We start from the raw sequence: 18,832 nt of genomic DNA, 5'->3' as shown, positions 1-18,832 counted from the left end.
TTCACAAAAATTCGCAACTGCCACGATTCTGAGGAGTGTTGAGTATTTGATTTTTATCAAATTAAGCCCTATAAAATGAAAAGTAAAGCCCAATTAGAACGCGAGATTATTGATATTACGTTGAAAATCCACGATAAATTTCCAGAGTTATCAAAATACATTGAGGAGATACCTGAACAGGAATTGGGTATTGACTCAGACCAGATGCGTGTAGCCAACTTCAAAGCATATTACAATTCGTTGGAAGAAATCCTATTGAAATATTCAAAAACACACAAGACTCAAAAAGGAGAGGGGAATTCAAATTAAATGGTGCAATGGAAAACGTGAAGGATTCAATTTGATCAATTACGATTAGCATTACAAATATTCTAAATCAATTGGTGTGGCTGAATACTAAGAGAATAACAAGTTTAAGTTGGGGATGAAAGTCGGTTAATCAGGGGATTAGCCGGCTTTCTATTTTAGTATTAAATCTAGAATTAAGTTACGATTGTAAATGCTGTTAATGGTTACGAATAAAGTTTCCTTATTGACTACTTCTTAATGGTTTTAAAATGTGTGATTTATATATGATCTGATAAGAACTGTATAAGAAATCGGGTACCTATATGATTATTTTTATGTAGTTCTTGCGCTGAAGTTAGATGTCAAGCCTATCAATTTTTGAAAGCGTAACGCAATTAAGCCACATACCAGAACCTCAAATCGATTATGGATGGAGCAGTAAATGAAAATAAAAAGGAAATACTTGTGATCGTAGCCCATCCTGATGATGAGACGCTATGGTGTGGCGGTACTGTTTTAAATTTTCCTGAAGCGAACCGGTTTATAGCTTGTCTTTCAAGAAAGAATGATTTAGATCGAGCGCCTAAATTTAGAAGTGCATTAAAACAGTTAAAGGCTGATGGGATCATGGGTGATCTAGATGATGGTCCAGAGCAGGTCCCTCTTAGACCTAAAGATGTTGAAAAATTTGTTTTAAATCTGATACCCCATAAATATTTTGACCTAATCATAACCCATGATCCCTCAGGTGAATATACCAGACACCTGCGTCATGAAGAGATAGGTGCTGCAGTTATAAAACTTTGGCATGGTAATAAAATTGCTACCAGAGAATTGTGGACTTTCGCTTATGAAGACAGTAATAAAGCCTATTTCCCTAAGAATAGAAAGGAAGCCCCCATTCAAAATATACTTTCGGAATCTATTTTTAAAATGAAATCGAAAATCATAAATGAAGTTTATGGTTTTTTACCCGACAGTTTTGAATCCCAATGCAATCCTAAAGCAGAAGCTTTCTGGAAATTTACAAAAACTCAACAAGCCTTGAAATGGCTGCAAGATGCAAAGCGTTCCCTTAAAAATAAATTATGAAAGTTTTAGTTCTTTACGATTATCCACCTTCACCGGGAGGTCTGGCAACGCAGGGAGATTTGTTATACCGCGGACTGTTAGAATTGGGTGTAGATGCACATGCGGTTCATTTTGAATCAGCACAGGAAAAAGAATGGTATTACCGCTGGTTTGAGCCAGATGTCGTAGTAGGAGTGGGCTATTGGGGACATACACCAGATCTTGTGCTCCATCCTCAAAGGTATGGGGTACTTCCGGTGCCGTGGTTGGTTGCAGACGGGTACATTGCTAACTATCAGGAAGTACTTAATGCCTTACCACTTATCTTGGTAACTTCTAACTGGGTTAAGGAGATGTACGTCCGTGATGGAATAAAACCTGACAATATTGTGGTATTGCCGGTAGGTTGCGATACCAGTTACTTTATTCCTTTTGAAAAGACAGATCCTAAAATAAGTGCAGTGAGGGAAGCTTTAGGTATTTCCCCAGATCAGTTAATGGTCTTGACAGTAGGTGGGGACGCAGCCTCAAAAGGTGCCCAGGAAGTGATGCAAGCTCTGGCAATTATAGATGCCCAAGCACCAGATTGGAAATACGTTTGTAAAGTATGGCCACAGCCGCGTACCAAAGCTCAAAATCTTTTAGACCTGGAAATGGCTACAAAACTGGGTATTGAAAAAAATGTAACCTACGCCACCAATACAATTTCTAGAAATTTTATGCCTTATCTGATCGGAGCTTGTGATATTTATGCAGCTCCTTCCCGATTAGAAGGTTTTGGGATGCCTCAGGTTGAAGCCGGAGCTTGTGGTAAACCTGTGATAAGTCTTAAGGCAATGGGAATGCTCGATACGCTTATTCATGAGAAAACCGCATTATTGGCAAGTGTGGCACAACGTATAGTTGTTAAGGAAGTAACTCTTGGAAAAGAATCAGGTTTTGAAAATTCACATAAAATTGAATTTGATATTCCCAGAACCGTAGATTACCGTGCAAATGTGCAGGACATTGCTAACTATATGCTAAGGCTTATGAAGGATGAAAACCTGCGAACATCATTGGGAAACGAGGCCAGAAAGCACGTGGTGGCTAATTTTGATTATAAAATAGTTGCTCAAAAATTTATAGATATTATTCAGGACAAATTGGGTATAAGCTAAAACCATGACCTTAGAAAATCAAAAATTAATTGATAAAGCTAAAAGAGCCGCCCTTGACGTTTTAGTGCATAATGCTAAAGGACCTATTAATGATCTCCCGCGCACTGCGGGATGGGGGTATCCTGAACCGTATACGCGGGATCTTTTGATTTCAGCATTGGGAATTGCCACCACACAAAATCAAGATCTTATTTTAAGTCTCAAGAGTGTTCTGTTGATTTTGACTTTGAATCAATCTAAGAATGGACAAATACCCTCTATAGTAACTGATAAAAACAACCTTGGATCGAGTGACACCACTCCACTTTTCTTAATAGCTGTAGGAATTCTAAGAACGATAATTAATGATCCTTTATTTCTGGAAGAGGCCGTTTCTAAAGCACTTTTGTGGACTGAAAATCAATGCCCTAAAAGTAATTATCTTGTTGCGCAACAACCTACCAGTGACTGGAGGGATGAGCAATGGGTTCTGGGGTTTGGTCTTTATGTAAACACCTTAGTTTATACAGGATATAAAATTTTGGCAGTGAATGAAAGGAAGGAATTTTTCAAACTTTCATTTAATCAATACACCTATAGTTCAGATTTTTCACATACGCATAAATATGAAGGTTTTAGTATTAAGGATAAACCTTATTTCGCTTTATGGACGTATAAGATTTACAGCAGCGAGCGTTTTGATCTTTTGGGAAATAGTCTGGCAATACTATCAGGTTTGGCCTCAGAATCAAAAGCAAATGACATTATAAAATGGATAGAGGAACAGTGCCATTTGATGCGTGCCAAAAAAGAGTTAGGTGTTGAACTTCCTCCCAACTTCTTTCCGTATATAAATCCTGGTGATAAAGATTGGTTAGATAGATACGAAGCTTTTAATATGCCTGGGGATTATCACAATGGAGGGATCTGGCCTTTTATTTGTGGCTTTTATATTGCAGCACTGGTGTCTATTAAGAGATATGATTTGGCTGAATATCAGTTGATCCAACTCACGCATTTAATTAAAAAGTCTAAAAACACTGAGCTTGATTTTGGATTTAATGAGTGGTATAAAGCCCAGAATGGCGAGCCAATGGGACAGGATTGGCAAACCTGGAGTGCTTCAAATTATTTATATGCGGCCGCTTGTGTAGAGAAACGCGATACACTTTTTTTTGATGTAAAAGATTAAAAGGTTTTAATAGTTAAGAAGAAATGTGATTTATGTAACAATTACAGATAATTGTACAATGCAGAGCGAAGTTCCTTCAGCTATATTGATTTTGAATTTATTAACTACAAAAAATAAAATATCATGGCAAAAGGAAATAAAGATACGACCCCAAAAACCGATAAAACCAAACCCCTTTTAAACCTCAAAGAAAAGAGAGCCGCTAAAGCAGCAAAACGCACCGAACGTAAAAGAAGCCGGGGTACCGATTCGTAATTGCACGGTATGAAGCTAGCGTATATAGGAACCTATCCGCCGCGCGAATGCGGCATAGGGACATTCACTCAAAACCTAACCCAGTCTATGTTAGGTTTTGATGATCAGGGTATTGCCGAAAATGAACTACTGGTAGTGGCATTGAACGATGGTAATCAAAATTACAATTACCCCAAAGAAGTAAAACTGCAAATTCAACAGGAACAGCAAACCGATTATCTGGAAGCAGCAAACTACATCAACCTGAGCGGTGCAGATATTTGCATTCTGGAACATGAGTTTGGTATTTTTGGAGGGCTAAGCGGCGTTTATATTCTTCCGCTTTTGCACCGGCTGGAGATCCCGTGTATTGTGACGTTACATACAATTCTAGATGCACCTTCTTACAGCGAGAAAGCCATTCTCAAAGAGATTTGCAAAATGGCAGATAAGGTCGTCGTGATGAGTCATAAAGCGATTTCATTTCTAACCGAAATCTACGATGTTAAGCAGGAGAAGATTTTACTTATTGAGCATGGTGTACCCAACATTCACTTTGACCGGTTGCCTGCAAAGACCGAATTTAAACTCACTAAGAAAAAAGTGATTCTTACGTTTGGTTTTATCGGTCGTAATAAAGGGATTGAGACTGTTATTAACGCACTGCCTGAGGTTATAAAAACCCATCCCGAGGTGCTCTATATTGTATTGGGTAAAACTCATCCCAATGTGCTGCGGCATGAAGGGGAGGAGTACCGTACGTTTTTACAATTGCTTATCAAAAACCTTAATTTACAGTCGCACGTGCTCATGCTCAATGAATTTATAGGAGAGGTCGAGTTGTTTAAATATTTGAGCGCGTGCGATATTTACATCACACCTTATCTTAACGAAGCCCAGATTACAAGCGGGACGCTTTCTTATGCTATGGGAGCCGGCTGCGCCGTAGTTTCTACGCCGTATTGGCATGCAGCAGAATTGCTTACCGAAGATCGGGGCAGATTGTTTGATTTTAATAACAGCGAGCAATTGGCTGCGCTGCTCAATGAGTTATTCGATCAACCGGAAACCCTAAAACAAATTCAGGAGAATGCCTACGAATACGGAAAAAATGTAACCTGGCCAAAAATTGGTAAAAAGTACCTGCATCTGTGTAACAGCCTGCTTTCGTTTCCCAAGCAGGTTTTAGAGAAAAAGGAAACGGTAATCGATCTGCTTTTACTGCCGCCCTTTTCGTTGACCCACATCAAACGTCTTACCGATGATACCGGGATCATTCAGCATGCAAAATTTGGGATTCCTAATCTAAAGGAAGGTTACTGTCTTGACGATAACGCCCGCGCGTTGCTAATGGTTTTGATGACATACAAGCAGAAGAAAGATGAAAAGGCGCTTGAGTTTATGCCTATTTACCTGAGCTATATTCACTATATGCAGAATACAGATGGCAGCTTTAGAAATTTTCTAAGCTTTAACCGAAACTTTTTGGATGAGGTGGGTTCTGAAGATTCTTTTGGCAGAACCATCTGGGCACTGGGCTATTTGATAGGCAATGCGCCTAACGATGCCTATTACCAGACCGGTAAACTGGTGTTTTTTGATGCGATGCCCAACTTTGAAAAACTACAATCAATACGCAGCATTGCCAATACGGTGATTGGGATTTGTTATTATTTAAAAACCAACCCTTCAGACGAACCGGTACTAGATACTTTAAAAAGTCTTACTCAAAAACTGCTACATCAATACGCTGTGAGTCATTCTGAAGACTGGAAATGGTTTGAACATTTACTGGCTTACGACAACGGCATGCTACCGTTGGCGCTCTTGCACGCAGCCCAGATACTACCTGACAAACAAATCGTTGACGTGGCGATGACCACAATGGAATTTCTGGAAGAGCATACCCTTAAAGACGGTATTCTCTCTGTAATTGGTAATGATAAATGGTATGCAAAAGATGGCGAACGCTCCTTTTTTGCACAGCAGCCCATAGATGCGATGGCGATGGTGTTAATGTTTCATCAGGCGTTTTTACTAACCGGTGATAAAAAATACCTAACCAAGCTTTTTGACTCGTTTATGTGGTTTTTGGGTGAAAACGATCTGCGTATGAGTTTGTATGATTTTGAAACCAAAGGCTGTTGTGATGGGTTTGAAAATTATGGAATCAACCGAAATCAAGGCGCTGAAAGTTCGCTGGCTTATCTCATTTCGCATTTGACCGTATTACAGGCGTATGAAGAATTTTACAAAGCTGATGCTAGTGCTGTTAGCGAAAAAATTAAGGATTTACAATCGGTATGAAAATAGCTATTCTCGCTCCCATAGCCTGGCGCACGCCACCGGAAACCTACGGTCCCTGGGAGCAGGTTGCTTCAACCATAACTGAAGGTTTAGTTGCACGTGGCCATGAAGTGAGCCTTTTTGCAACCGGAAATTCGGTTACAGCAGGAACGCTGGAAGCTGTTTGCGCGCAACCGTATGAAGAAGACCGCGAAGCAGACCCTAAAGTATCAGAGTGTTTGCACATAACCAATCTCATGGAGCGGGCGGGAGAATTTGACATCATTCACAACCACTTTGATTTTCTTCCGCTTACCTATTCCCGACTCATTAAAACCCCGATGATTACCACTATTCACGGGTTTTCTTCGCCTAAAATCCTTCCGGTATATCAAAAGTACGATGAGACAACTGCCTATATTTCGATATCAAATGCAGACCGGCATGATAGCCTCAACTACCTTAATACGATTTACCATGGTGTTGATCCCGCCTTGTTTACCCTCCGCAGTAAAAAAGAAGAGTATCTGCTATATTTTGGACGCATTCACCCGGAAAAAGGTCTGGACAAAGCCATTGCAATTGCACGCCATGCAAAGCTTCAGCTTAAAATTGCCGGACTTATTCAGGATGAGCAATATTACCAGTCGCAAATTCAATCACAAATTAACGGCGACACGATTCAGTATTTAGGCAACCTGTGCAAGAAAGAGCGTGATGTGGTTTTGGGCGGGGCAAAAGCGCTCTTGCATCCTATTTCGTTTGAAGAACCTTTTGGCCTGAGCGTACTTGAGGCGATGATGTGCGGAACGCCGGTCATCGCATTTTCAAGAGGCAGTATGCCCGAGCTTATCGTAGAAGGCGTATCGGGATTTTTGGTTAAAACGATAGCGGAAGCAGTAGCTGCTATTAAAAAACTCAATAATCTCAATCCAAAGAAAATACGTGCACACGCAGAGACCAATTTTAGTATGCACAAAATGATCACCGCTTATGAAGCAGCGTATGTGAAAGTTATCAAAAGCTAGTTGAGCAGGGCGTCAAACAATTCTTCCATTTTAACCACAGCGTAAGTCGAGGAATAATCTGAAACGGCATAGGGCATAATCAGGCAGTTGTTGTGAATGATTGAACCGCAGGAGTACACAACATTGGGCACATAGCCGTTGCGTTCTTCTTCAAGCGGCATCAATAGTGGTTCTTCAAGCCTGCCCAGTTCTATAGCGGGATCATCAAGGTCAAAGAGCGAAGCGCCAATGCAGTAGCGGCGCATAGGCCCAACCCCGTGGGTGAGGATTAACCAGCCTTTTTCAGTCCATAACGGGGAGCCGCAATTCCCAATCTGGGTAAATTCCCAGGGGTATTTAGGTTCCTGAAGTAGTATGGGTTTGTTCCACACAATGGGACTTTCAGAATACATCAGGTAGTTATTAACTCCGTCAACCCGGGATAGCATCGCATACTTGCCTTTAATTTTTTTCGGAAAGAGTGCCAGGTTTTTGCCTTTGGCACCTTCGCCGCGTAGGGGCATAATGCGAAAGGTGTAAAAATCTTCGGTGGCGATAAGTTTTGGTAAAATGGTATGGCCGTTGTACGCGGTGTAGGTCGCATAAATAACCGTATTTTCTTCCCCGTCGCAAAAGCGTACAAAACGGGCGTCTTCAATACCGTTACTTTCTGATTCGGCAATGGGAAAAATCACGCGTTCGGTGAGATCTGAATCGCGGTGAAATATCAAATCGTAAAAGGATTCTAAAAGCCACATCATTTCTTCATAGGCAATGCGTGCTGCCGGGTTGATGCTTTCGTTAGCAAGCAAATCAGACACTTGCTTTTTAAGTGCGAAATATTCAAAACGATCGGGCAATCCTGCCATAATACGGGTTGAATACTGCTTTTCAATCTGCATCTCGCTGAGTCGTTTTTCAAAATGCTTTTTGTCAAAGAGCTTCTTATGCGAAATTTCAGCCATATCGATATAATCGCCTAAACGGGTCAAGTGCAGATTATTGTCAAAATCCAGAATTGCCCGCCGAAAAACCAGCGATGAGATATGACCTTCCCCGGTTGCTCGAAACGAAATAATCACCCGTTTCTCTCCTTTTTGCAGGTACGACTGATCAAAATCTTCAACGATAGAAGGATTGAAAAAGGCTGCTGATTCCAGAGAATATTCCATTGTGCAGTAAGAACCAATAAGCATGCGTTGTTCGCCAGAAAGCAGGTTGAAATTGATTTCCATCCTTTCAATTATAGGTCTAATATTTTCACAGTGTTTATGAAAAAGACGGGTGATGTTGCGATGCCGCGTAGCAAATTCTCTGAGGGTTTGTTCTAATGCATCTGATACCTGTACTGAACTCATTCTTAAGATGCGGGTAACCAGGTTTTGTGTGCGCAGATCACCGTTCATAAAATACCTGGCGACAACCCTGCTTGAGTCTGGTAAAAAATTAATTTGTTTACGAACTACCGAAACTCTCATAGCTTTTATTTTATGAAAAGAAGGTACACCTATTTTAAATAGAAATCTTTCTTAAAGTGACTTATTGTTGTTTCTAAAAGAAGTAGACAAAGTTCTGATGGATGCATTTAGTCACTTAGTATTTTATATACTATTATTGGTATCATTGATGAATTCATCTCATTTCAGGATATGCCGTAAAAGACTATAGAGTAGGACAAAGGGTTCATTCAAAATTCTTGAATTCAATCCCGCAAAAGAAGTTGCTTTTAACAGATTCCGCTCCTAGAAAATATAAACCTCAGTTTTGGTTTTTTTTTAAAATTTATTGATCTATTGAACTAATTTTCAGATTCACCGGAAGTTGTATTTAATGCCAATAGAATATTTAAATCTAAATCTGTAACAGAAGCTTTCTACTATGAGTTACGTGATTTAAAGTAATAATAATTCCATTTTCTATTAGAATCATTTCTTTTTAGAATAATGGGGTTAAGTTTCTACCTCAATTTTTAAATCAATATCTCAAAGGTTGAAGTTAGTTCTGTTTAATTGATGGTATTACTAAAAAAGGCACTTTGGTATGATAAACGATCTTATTGATCGTGGGGTTAAACAATAGGTTTTCGAAAAAATTATGTTTGTTGTGAACCATTACCAATAGGTCAATGGTGTTCTCTGACTCAAAATGTTCAATGGCATCAAGCACTTCTTTCCCATCGACTACGTGAAAAATATGTATGATATCTTTAAAATATGTGTTTAGGTAATCTTTAAAAGCAATTTGTGAATCCCGGAGCGGCACCCCGAAGTAGGAGTTTAATATTTGGATGTGTGACCGATGTGTTTGGGCAAGATCACGTAAAAGACTAAAAAAGAGATTGCCTTTGCTTGCACTATAATCCGTAGCAAAAAGTATCTGTTTGGGTATTTGATAGCTATATCTTGCAGGTACCGCCAGCACCGGAATCTTCAAATGTTTAATGGCATACATCGTATTCGTCCCCAAAAAGATTTCTTTAGCACCTGTGGCTCCCTGAGTTGCCATAATTACCAGATCAATACGGTCTTTAAGGACAACCTCACCCATTTCAGGCACTAGAAGGTTAAAAGAAACCCGAGTTTTAAAGCTGTGTTTAGTATTAGGAAAGTCGAGTTGCAGTTTTTCAGATAAATCATCAAGATTTCTACGTGCGTTGTCTTCAACACTTTTTTGAATGCTCCACACAGCTGAACTATCAAGCATGGTATGCGTGCTTATCATGGGAGGGGTGTAGGTATGTAAGAGTACAAATGTACAAGTCTCACTCTGCATCAACTGTAGCGCATATTGAATTGCATTGAATGAATCTTCCGAAAAATCTGTTGGTAATAAAATACGTTTCATATCAAGTTTTGTTACTTAGGTGAAATCTCATAGTATCGGGTTGTGAACTACCGATATCAAGTGGTTCTAACGCTATCGCAGTAACACAATTTCAGAATAATACGGTGCTGCTTTTTGTTGAATTCCTATAATTTTTTATACATCTCCCACATTTTGTGCGCTTACGAACGCTTCAGTCAATTGTATGATTAATTGATTATAATAATATTTATATATGCATTTTCATTCCCTCAGGCGCTTCCGCCATTTTACAGCTTCATACCAAATAACAGAAAGGAAACCGGCTGCACAACTCATTAGAATCTGCAGAAAATCTGGACGTTCAAACTGAAAGAAATCGGTCACTGGTTTTACAAATAGCAGTACCACAGTAATGCCAATGGTGATCGCGATGATGAGCGGTACAAGTTTATTTTTATACTTCAGCGTCGTTAATACCGAATAGTAAAAAGACCGGTTAACCAGAGTCAAAACGATATTAGCTACGATAAGCAACGTAAAAACCATCGTACGGGTGAGCGCTTCATTATAGCCCTGCCAAACCGCATATTGATAAACAAACAAGCTTCCTACAGCTATTACCACTCCCTGAATTATACTGGTAGCCAACTCTTTCATATTGAAAAAAGTACTGGTAAACGCTCTGGGTTTTTCAAGCATACTATTTGCTTCAATCGGTTCATTTTCATAAATTATAGAACAGGTAGGTCCCATAATCAATTCCAGAAAAATGATGTGTATGGGCGAGAAAATATTAGGATAAATCCAACCCAAAGCCAGCGGTAAAAACACCGTCAGAATGATAGGAATATGAATGGAAATAATATACTGAATCGCTTTTTTAAGGTTGGCATAAATGCGTCTTCCCATCGCTACGGCGTCAACCAACTTCGACAAGTCATCTTCCTTTAAAATAAGAGAAGCCGCTTGTTTAGCGATTTCGGTGCCTTTGGTTCCCATCGCCACGCCTATGTGAGCCGCTTTTAATGCAGGGCCATCGTTGACCCCGTCGCCAATCATCGCTACGATTTCTTTATTAGTTTTAAGAGCTTCTATTATTTTCAGTTTTGCCTCCGGAAACATTCGGGTAAAGACATTCGTATCCGTTACTATTTTTTGAATTTCAGCATCAGATAATTGCATCAATGCTTCTCCCGAAATACTCTTTTCAAAGCCTTTGAATCCCACTTGTTTTGCAATCGCTCCTGTAGTTGTAGCGTTGTCACCTGTAATAATTTTAACCTGAATTCCTGCGGAATAGAAATCCTCTAAAACCTGAGTTATATTTTTTTTCGGCGGATCGTAGAACGCGATAATTCCTTTAAAACTGAATTTAAAATCCTGCTGTCTTTTAGGATAGTCTTTGCCTTTAAAGTCCGCTTCACCAACTCCCAGTACCCGAAACCCTTCTCCTGTAAGGCTTTCCAAGGCGTTTTCAATCTGTTTTTGTTGAACTTCAGTCAAATCGGAAACTTCCAGCATCGCTTCCGGAGCTCCTTTTGCTGCAATGATGCGATTACCGGAAGTATCTTCAAAAATGTGCGTCATCATGGGTGGTTTTCCATCTAAGGGATACTCGTGCACCAACTTAAAATCGGGTCTTTCATCAGTAATATTTGTAGTTTTATACACCTGATGCAGCGCGATTTCCATAGGATCAAAAGGTATGGGTTCACTCGCCCACATCGACAGGCGTACCAACTCTTTTTCAGTATCGCTTGCAATAGCCGCTGTTTCTGTGATTTTAGAATCTACCAGCGTAAACACTTTGGCAAGTGTCATTTTATTTTCTGTAAGTGTGCCGGTTTTATCGGTGCAAATCTTCGTTGCACTGCCTAAGGTTTCTACCGTTTTCATTTGCTTAACCACAATGCCCAGTTTCATCAAACGCCAGGCTCCCAATGCCATAAATGTGGTAAATGCCACGGGAATTTCTTCCGGCAGAATACTCATCGCCAGTGTAAGTGCTTCGATCAAACTACTTGTAAAACTGTAGGATTGAAAATAGTTTATCGCCCAGACGATACTAAAGACGAGCACTCCCGCAATAACCATCTTCTTAACAAAACTGTTGATTTGGCGTTCAAGCGGGGTTTTTTCTTCCTGAATGTCTTCCAGGCTCTTGCCAATTTCTCCCAGTCGGGTTTTATTGCCGATAGCGGTAATCGTAATAATTGCGAGACCTCCGGCAACTGTGGTTCCTCGATACACTTCATTTTTATCAGAATCCTTGTCTTTGTAAACCGATAAAGATTCCCCGGTAAGGATCGACTCATCTACCGAAAAATCATTGGAGTGAACAATCGTTCCATCTGCAGCAATCGCAGTGCCTTCTTCAATCATCAGACTATCTCCCAGTACTAATTCCTCACTCGTAACTTCCTGTATGTCGCCAGAGCGAATGACTTTACAAACCGGTTGCGTAAGATCTTTTAATTTCTCAAGCGCATTACGGCTTCGCGAATTCTGATACAGGGAGATCGCAACAACCAGCAAAATTGCCGAAGCCATAAAAATACCATCGCCGGTTTTTCCGCTAATAAAATAAATGGAAGAAGTCGCCAGCAACAACAGAACCATTGGTTCTTTGGCAATACTTTTCAAAGCTGCAAAAAAGCCACTTTCCTTTTTATAATCAAGACTGTTACCACCGTGATTCCTTCGGGCTTCTAAAACCTGCACTTCCGTTAACCCTTTAATATTAAAATGAGTAATAGCAGTCATATTTAAAACTTTTCAATGTTCTATTTCTCTGGTCAAATAAGTTTAAAATGCAGCTCGATCCATCTCGTTAAAATATTTCCCTAAACGTGCGGAAACATCAGATTTCGCTGCCAGATACAGTAACTTATGAGCTTTTTTTATGTTTTCATCCCGGCCTTTCCAAACTTCTAATGCCGGTTGTTGAATGGCTCTGCCAAAAGAAAAAGTAAGCATCCATGGCAGCTGATTTTTAAATTGGGTATGCATCGCATTTAAATGGGTTGCGGCTTCCAGAGAAGATTGACCGCCAGACAAGAACGCAATCGCAGGCACACTTGCCGGCACCGATGCCCGTAAACACTTTATTGTAGCTTCTGCCACTTCATCAACACTGCTATGAACCACCCGGGCTTTCCCGGAACTAACCATATTTGGTTTTAAAATCATTCCTTCTAAATCGACTCCAAATTGATACAACTGATAAAAAAGCCGTTTTAATACGTCCTCAGAAATCTGGTAACAACGTTCTATTGTATGATTTCCACTCATCAGGATTTCGGGTTCAACAATAGGTACAATTTCTGCTTCCTGGCATAAAGCGGCATAGCGTACCAAAGCATGAATATTTGCCTCGATGCAGGCAGTGGTGGGGATCTCCGCTGCTATGGCAATCACCATCCTCCACTTAGCAAAACGAACATCCATCTTTTTGTATTCAGCGAGACGTTCGCGCAAACCATCAAGGCCTTCGGTGACTTTTTCACCCGGAAAAGCGGCCATTGGCTTCGCTCCTGTGTCTACTTTTATTCCGAAAATTATACCGGCATTTTTCAATAACTGCGTAAACTTAATTCCGTCTTTAGTTCGTTGCCGTATCGTTTCATCGTATAAAATAACACCGCCTATACTTTCATTCAAACCCGGGGTTTTGATGATCAATTCGCGATAATTACGGCGCATTTCAAGTGTCTGTGGGATTCCCAAGGCTTCAAAACGCTTGTTGCCGGCGAAGAGTAAGCGTATCGTCTCTTTTAAATACGAATTGTCTAGTTTTTTTTCCATTTCCAATTGCGGATTTCCGGTAAATCTTCACCGTTTTTGATGATGTATGCGCTGTGTTTAACCAGTTTTTCCTCAAGCATAAGTTTTACCGCCTGTCCTTTTTCACCCAGATGAGACAAACGATTTACAACATCTATCACTAAATGAAAGCGGTCTAAGTCGTTAGCCACTAGATTGTCAAAAAACGTTGTGATTGTACCTTCTTCGTTATAACCATGCACATGCATATTGACATGGTTTGTACGGCGATAGGTAAGGGTATGTACGAGTTTCGGATAACCATGAAAAGCAAAAATAATCGGCTTGTCTGCCGTGAAATACCTGTCAAACTCCTCATCAGTCAATCCGTGTGGGTGCTCGGTATTCGATTCTAATTTCATCAGATCAACAACGTTTACGACTCTTACATTGAGCTCTGGTAAAAATTCTTTAAGAATGGAAACTGCTGCAAGTGACTCTAGTGTAGGCACATCCCCACAGCTTGCCATCACCACATCAGGATTAGTACCGTGGTAAGTACTTGCCCATTTCCAGATACTAATTCCTCGGGTACAATGCGCTATCGCGTCTTCCATATTTAACCACTGCGGAGCCAGATATTTACCGGCAATAATCACATTTACATAATGACGGCTTCTCAAACAATGATCGGTTACAGACAGTAAACAGTTCGCATCCGGCGGAAGGTATACCCGCACTATGGAAGCTTTTTTATTGACCACGTGATCAATAAAACCGGGATCCTGATGCGTATCTCCGTTATGAGCTTGCTGCCAAACGTGGGAAGCCAGCAAATAATTTAGAGACGCAATTTTTGTTCTCCACGGGATTCGTGCACTTACTTTTAACCACTTTGCGTGCTGATTAAACATAGAATCAACAATATGTATGAAGGCTTCATAACTCGTAAATAGCCCGTGTCTTCCCGTAAGTAAATAGCCCTCTAACCAACCTTCACATTGATGCTCGCTTAGCATTTCTACCGCACTGCCTTCCAAAGCAAGAAACTCATCATTTACTCTGGATCCTGATTCCCACTGCCTGTCTGTTTCTTCAAAAACAGCATTTAGGCGATTGGAAAGAATCTCATCCGGTCCAAAAATCCTAAAGTTTCGTTGCTCCTGATTGTGTTTAACAATATCTCTCAGAAAAATGCCCATTTGGTTCGTATCTGAAGCTTTTACAGATCCCGGGGTGTGCGTTTCAACCGCATAATTTCTAAAGTTAGGTATCACCAGATCGCGCAGTAATTTCCCTCCATTTGTATGTGGGTTTGCGCCCATTCTGCGTTCGCCTTTTGGTGCAAGTGCAGCTAATTCAGGCACAAGTTTCCCTACTTCGGTAAACAACTCTTCCGGCTTATAACTTTTCATCCACTCCTCCAGTACACGCAGATGTTGTGGATGCTCTCGATCTACCTGCAGCGGTATTTGATGCGCTCTAAAGGTTCCTTCTATTTTATAACCGTCTACTTCTTTTGGTCCGGTCCAGCCTTTGGGAGATTTGAGCACGATCATTGGCCAGCGCGGTCTTTTGGTCACTCCCTTACTACGGGCATCATTTCGAATTTGCTGAATTTCTTTGACCACCTCATCCATAACTTCTGCCATTATATGATGCATCAATTCGGGATTATCACCTTCTACGAAATAAGGTTTCCAACCATAGCCTTTAAGCAACTTTTTGAGCTCTTTATGTGGAATTCTTGCCAGTATGGTTGGGTTTGCAATTTTATATCCGTTTAAATGCAGAATAGGCAAAACAGCGCCGTCTGTAACGGGATTCAGAAATTTATTAGAATGCCAAGCGGTAGCTAGCGGACCGGTTTCTGCCTCGCCATCACCAATAATACAGGATATGATGAGTTCAGGATTGTCAAAGGCTGCGCCAAATGCATGGCTTAGAGAATAGCCTAATTCTCCTCCTTCGTGAATCGAACCCGGACAATCAGGAGATACATGACTTGGGATTCCTCCGGGATACGAAAACTGGGTAAATAATTTTCTGAGTCCGTCCTCATCCTGACTTATATCGGGATAAATCTCACTATAGGTACCTTCCAAATAGGTGTTTCCTACTAATGCAGGACCACCGTGACCCGGACCTGCGATGTAAAACATATCGAGGTCGTATTCTTTTATAATTCTATTGAGATGGACGTAGATAAAATTTTGACCCGGGGTAGTTCCCCAGTGACCCAACAACATTTTCTTTACGTGAGAAAGCTTTAAAGGCTCCTTAAGTAACGGGTTCTCCCGCAAATAAAGTTGCCCTACCGAAAGATAGTTAGCAGCGCGCCAATAGGCGTTTATCTTTCTTAGAAGATCGGGAGACAATATTCCGGTGGCTGTATTAATCAATTCTGCTTCCATAGTTTTATTTTAGTGTATTCGGGTTTAATCAAGCAAGATTTTAAAGCTGCGGAAGCCCTAATTTGCATTTGATTCAGAAAGATCCATCAAGCTCCTAATTCCTTTTCGCGTTATACGCTTTGATTTGATGATCTTTCTAAGAATGAAAAAAGGTACCCTTTTAAAGAATCCGCGCTCTTGTTCTATTTCGATTAATTCTTGCATAAACCACACATCTGCACGTTGAAGGGAATTATGACTTTTTCAATGCTTCAGAACCTGAAACCACGTCAAACAATTCTTCATCAATTGAGCTTTGGCGAAGTCGATGGTATTTTTTGTTGAGATCCTCTAGCTGATCACTAATATTTTTTTCTGCGCGTTGCATGGCTTCTAACCGGCTCGCATTTTCACTCGCTAATGATTCTACACAGGCCTTAAATAACGAAGTAAATAGATAGCCTTTAATTAGAGTAGCAAGTGTGGGACGTACAGCTCCTGCAAGCTGCGGAAGTAATTTTGTAGGCCATTCGGTTTCTTGTAAGTCATCCTTCCACTGTTGATCTAATGGTAGGAAACGCTGCATTACCGGGATATAACCCGAATCTGGTTTAGGCTTATTGTGAAAAATATAAAAGACTGAAATGTTCTCGTTATCCTGACTTTTCCTACTTTGGTTTAAAATTTCAGTAATTAAAGGCGTAACCCCATTAATAGCATTAGGTACCGGGTATATTTTTGAAGTATTAAAACCTTCATCAGACAACAACAGTTGCATCCGTTCGCCTACTACCCAAACCTCTTTTTTTCCGGTTAAAGCCTTAAAGTATTCAGAAACAAAGTTTGCCATAGAATCATTAAACTGCCCAACCAATCCCTGATCAGAACCAAAAACAATGGCACAAATCACTTCTTCTTTATTTTTAAATCCCTTCGGTTTTTCAATTGCTGCAATCTGCTCAGCTTTAAAATATCCAACGATTCCTAGAGCTATAGTATAATAATAAGCTGCAAGGGAACTTACAGCGGTCTCATATTGAATAATATTAGAACCTGCCATCGCTTTCATGGCATTCACCACCGACTTTAAATCTTTGGCGCCTTCAATCTTACCGCGTAGGTTTTCTAAAGTATCCATCAGACTTCGGGTTTATCTAAGAAGAATTTCAGTAGCGTTTCAGAAATTTTGAGAATCGTCTGGCTATCTTCCTCGCTTAGCTTTTCGTTAGAAGTAATACGTTGTATAATTTCCTGCGGAAAAGAATCCATATTGTTAAGTAATTCCTGCTCTGCTTCTTGAATCCTTTCGATGACAATTGTATCTAAAAGACCTGCTTTCAAAGAAAGTAAAATCACGATTTGTTCAGATACCGTCAACTGCTGATGCTCTTCTTGTTTCAAACATTCGCGAATACGCTTTCCGTGAGCGATTGTCTTTTTAGTGCCCTCATCGAGTCGGGTTCCGAAGCGGGTGAAGCTTTCTAATTCTTCAAACTGAGCATACTCGAGTTTTAGTTTTGCAATAGCGCGATACGCGAACAACTGCGCTTTATCTCCAACCCTGGAAACCGATTTTCCAACATCAACAGCCGGTAGAATTCCAAGTTCAAAAAGTTTAGGCGATAAATAGATTTGCCCGTCTGTTATGGAAATTAAATTTGTGGGGATGTATGCCGAAATGTTCTGTGCTTCGGTTTCTATAATTGGCAAAGCCGTAAGCGAACCGCCTTTTAAATCAGAGCTTAAATGCGTTGAGCGTTCTAGCAATCTGGAGTGAATGTAAAAAATATCACCGGGAAAAGCTTCTCGCCCCGGTGGTCTTCGTAGTAATAAAGACAGTTCTCGATACGCGCGTGCATGATGCGTAAGGTCATCATAAACGATAAGCACATCGCGGCCTGCCTCCATAAAATATTCTGCAATACTAGTCGCTGCATAAGGGGCAATGTAGGAGATTCCTGGAGCATTATTCCCTTCGGCAACCACCACTACGGTGTATTCCATTGCTCCTTTTTCCTGAAAATTGGCAATCACTTTTGCCACAGCAGAAGCTCTTTGGCCAATAGCGCAATAAATACACAATACATTTTTATCACGCTGATTAAGAATGGCATCAATGGCTATGGCGGTTTTACCGGTCTGGCGGTCTCCCACGATCAATTCACGCTGGCCGCGACCAATGGGAATCAACGCGTCAATCACCTTAATACCCGTCTGTAAGGGAACCGAAACCGCACTTCGATCCATTATCTGATGTGCGGGGCGCTCAATGGGAAAACGCTCACGAAACCACACAGTGCCTTTATCATCTAAAGGGTTGCCAAGCGGACCAATCACTCTTCCTATCAATCCATCACCCACTGGAACATCTATCACGCGACCGGTACGCTCGACCTCATCACCGGCTTTGAGCAAAAAGTCTTTTCCTAAAAGAATAACACCGATCTCGTCTTCATCAAGATTATAAGCAATACCAAAAAGTCCGTTTTTAAATTTCAGCAATTCTTCAAAACCCACATTAGGTAAGCCGGAGACCGTTGCTATTCCTGTTGAAACGCTAGTCACCGTTCCAATTTCACGTGGTGTCAGTGGAAATTTAAAATTTTCAATTCCTTCGATGAACTGATAGGGTAGAGTAGGGGTTTTTGCTTGCAT

Annotated in this window: 14 protein-coding genes; 7 read left to right on the top strand and 7 right to left on the bottom strand. The window is 40.6% G+C overall.

The genetic code is table 11. The features are described 5' to 3' along the window. Window positions 1–75: 75 nt before the first annotated feature. The 7 genes from DSM03_RS18200 to DSM03_RS18175 all read left to right on the top strand — a co-directional run bounded on the left by DSM03_RS18200 (window position 76) and on the right by DSM03_RS18175 (window position 7,238). The gene (locus tag DSM03_RS18200; RefSeq protein ID WP_128760739.1) at window positions 76–309 is read left to right on the top strand and encodes a hypothetical protein; all 234 of its coding nucleotides are present in this window, start codon (window positions 76–78) and stop codon (window positions 307–309) included. 405 nt (window positions 310–714) lie between these two features. Continuing rightward, window positions 715–1,380, top strand: coding sequence for a PIG-L family deacetylase (locus DSM03_RS18195; RefSeq protein ID WP_128760740.1), 666 nt, complete (start codon window positions 715–717; stop codon window positions 1,378–1,380). Beyond that, window positions 1,377–2,519 (top strand): glycosyltransferase family 4 protein, encoded by a 1,143-nt coding sequence (locus DSM03_RS18190; protein ID WP_128760741.1) that lies wholly within the window; start codon window positions 1,377–1,379, stop codon window positions 2,517–2,519. The genes DSM03_RS18195 and DSM03_RS18190 overlap by 4 nt, the downstream gene beginning before the upstream one ends. Before the next feature lie 4 nt (window positions 2,520–2,523). After that, the gene (locus DSM03_RS18185) at window positions 2,524–3,690 is read left to right on the top strand and encodes a glycoside hydrolase 100 family protein (RefSeq protein ID WP_128760742.1); all 1,167 of its coding nucleotides are present in this window, start codon (window positions 2,524–2,526) and stop codon (window positions 3,688–3,690) included. 123 nt (window positions 3,691–3,813) lie between these two features. After that, window positions 3,814–3,945 carry a hypothetical protein gene (locus tag DSM03_RS19240; RefSeq protein WP_262707742.1) on the top strand — a complete coding sequence of 44 codons (132 nt, stop codon included), beginning with the start codon at window positions 3,814–3,816 and terminating at the stop codon, window positions 3,943–3,945. Between the two features lie 9 nt (window positions 3,946–3,954). Then, entirely contained in the window at window positions 3,955–6,231 is a 2,277-nt protein-coding gene (locus tag DSM03_RS18180; RefSeq protein WP_128760743.1) for a glycosyltransferase family 4 protein, read from the top strand. Further along, window positions 6,228–7,238, top strand: coding sequence for a glycosyltransferase family 4 protein (locus DSM03_RS18175; protein WP_128760744.1), 1,011 nt, complete (start codon window positions 6,228–6,230; stop codon window positions 7,236–7,238). The genes DSM03_RS18180 and DSM03_RS18175 overlap by 4 nt, the downstream gene beginning before the upstream one ends. Here the strand turns inward: DSM03_RS18175 and DSM03_RS18170 are convergent. The 7 genes from DSM03_RS18170 to DSM03_RS18140 form a co-directional block, all read right to left on the bottom strand. Next, window positions 7,235–8,695 carry a glycoside hydrolase family 130 protein gene (locus DSM03_RS18170; RefSeq protein ID WP_128760745.1) on the bottom strand — a complete coding sequence of 487 codons (1,461 nt, stop codon included), beginning with the start codon at window positions 8,693–8,695 and terminating at the stop codon, window positions 7,235–7,237. The genes DSM03_RS18175 and DSM03_RS18170 overlap by 4 nt on opposite strands. Window positions 8,696–9,212: 517 nt before the next feature. Further along, complete coding sequence (locus DSM03_RS18165) at window positions 9,213–10,061, bottom strand: universal stress protein (RefSeq protein ID WP_128760746.1); 849 nt, start codon at window positions 10,059–10,061, stop codon at window positions 9,213–9,215. A 222-nt stretch (window positions 10,062–10,283) separates the two neighbouring features. Next, a complete protein-coding gene (locus DSM03_RS18160; RefSeq protein ID WP_128760747.1) occupies window positions 10,284–12,785 on the bottom strand; it encodes a cation-translocating P-type ATPase in 2,502 nt (833 codons plus the stop codon). 42 nt (window positions 12,786–12,827) lie between these two features. Continuing rightward, a complete protein-coding gene (locus DSM03_RS18155; RefSeq protein ID WP_128760748.1) occupies window positions 12,828–13,826 on the bottom strand; it encodes a class I fructose-bisphosphate aldolase in 999 nt (332 codons plus the stop codon). Further along, window positions 13,811–16,198: a phosphoketolase family protein gene (locus DSM03_RS18150; protein ID WP_128763431.1), complete on the bottom strand. Its 2,388-nt coding sequence runs from the start codon at window positions 16,196–16,198 to the stop codon at window positions 13,811–13,813. The genes DSM03_RS18155 and DSM03_RS18150 overlap by 16 nt, the downstream gene beginning before the upstream one ends. 232 nt (window positions 16,199–16,430) lie before the next feature. Beyond that, on the bottom strand, window positions 16,431–17,315 hold the full coding sequence (locus tag DSM03_RS18145; protein ID WP_128760750.1) for a F0F1 ATP synthase subunit gamma: 885 nt from the start codon (window positions 17,313–17,315) through the stop codon (window positions 16,431–16,433). Next, window positions 17,315–18,832: an alternate F1F0 ATPase, F1 subunit alpha gene (locus DSM03_RS18140; RefSeq protein ID WP_128760751.1), complete on the bottom strand. Its 1,518-nt coding sequence runs from the start codon at window positions 18,830–18,832 to the stop codon at window positions 17,315–17,317. The genes DSM03_RS18145 and DSM03_RS18140 overlap by 1 nt, the downstream gene beginning before the upstream one ends.

The organism is Leeuwenhoekiella aestuarii (genome assembly GCF_004104055.1).
Taxonomy (GTDB): Bacteria; Bacteroidota; Bacteroidia; order Flavobacteriales; family Flavobacteriaceae; genus Leeuwenhoekiella; species Leeuwenhoekiella aestuarii.
Note: the sequence above shows the minus strand (reverse complement) of the source record. Positions and strands in the feature narration are given on the sequence as shown.